The following is a 244-nucleotide window of genomic DNA, read 5'->3' on the forward strand; positions in this document are numbered from 1 at the left end:
ACGAGGTAAACTCGCTCCCACAGAGTGAATAGCTCGGTAGGAGCCGCTTTACGCGGCGAGCGGTTAAAAGATCGCGAGGTGAACTTGCTCCCACAGAATGAACACCTTGGTAGGAGCCGCTTCATGCGGCGAGCCGTTAAAAGATCGCGAGATAAACTCGCTCCCACAAAGTGAATACTCTGGTAGGAGCCGCATCACGCGGCGAGCCGTGAAGAGATCGCGAGGTGAACTCGCTCCCACAGAG

General features: G+C 56.1%; 1 protein-coding gene. It reads right to left on the reverse strand.

All coding sequences use genetic code 11. From position 1 onward, the window contains the following. Positions 1 to 63 precede the first annotated feature (63 nt). On the reverse strand, positions 64 to 244 hold a 181-nt coding region (locus CEX98_RS23140), incomplete at its 5' end, for a hypothetical protein (protein WP_206780905.1).

The sequence above is a fragment of the Pseudoalteromonas piscicida genome, assembly GCF_002744175.1.
GTDB lineage: Bacteria > Pseudomonadota > Gammaproteobacteria > Enterobacterales > Alteromonadaceae > Pseudoalteromonas > Pseudoalteromonas piscicida_B.